This is a genomic window from Pseudoalteromonas sp. SG43-4, assembly GCF_014164325.1.
GTDB classification, from domain to species: Bacteria; Pseudomonadota; Gammaproteobacteria; order Enterobacterales; family Alteromonadaceae; genus Pseudoalteromonas; species Pseudoalteromonas distincta.
In genome coordinates, this window is sequence record NZ_JACJFB010000057.1 from 1 (window position 1) to 592 (window position 592).

Below are 592 nucleotides of genomic sequence, written 5' to 3' on the forward strand. Positions count from 1 at the left end.
GTGGTAGTAACAGATGAAGCCGGTAATGAGCGCAGTTTTGAAGCCACAGTTACCAACAATACTTACACAATTACCGGTGCAAACTTATCAGGCTTAAGCGATGGTGAATTAACCGCCACAGCCACAGTCAGTGATAAAGCTGGCAATACAGCAACCGATACAGACACCGCCATTCACGATAAAACAGCAGTAACCAGCATTGATGTTGCAACAGGTGATGACACTGTTATTAATACCGCAGAGCAAAGTGATGTAGTTGTAAGCGGTATAATAGAAGAGGCTGATGCTAACCAAACAGCCACTGTGGTATTTACCGATGTGAACGGAGATAAAGTCACGGTTGAAGACGTCGCGATTAATGCAGCCGGTGAGTGGGCAATAAATGCCACTAATATTTCAGGCCTTGCTGATGGTGAAATTACAGCAAGTGTTAGCGCACTAGATGTTGAAGGTAATTTAGCCACAAACGAAACCAGCTTTACCAAAGACACTACAGTTGCAATAACAGTTGATATCAACGATACAAACGATGACGTAATTAACGGCAATGATGAAAACGTAAACGTTGAAATTACAGGTACCACAACGGGTG

At 43.1% G+C, this 592-nt stretch carries 1 pseudogene; it reads left to right on the forward strand.

The features are described from left to right. A pseudogene (locus H5160_RS20125) lies at nucleotides 1-592 on the forward strand (hypothetical protein); the annotation flags it as partial.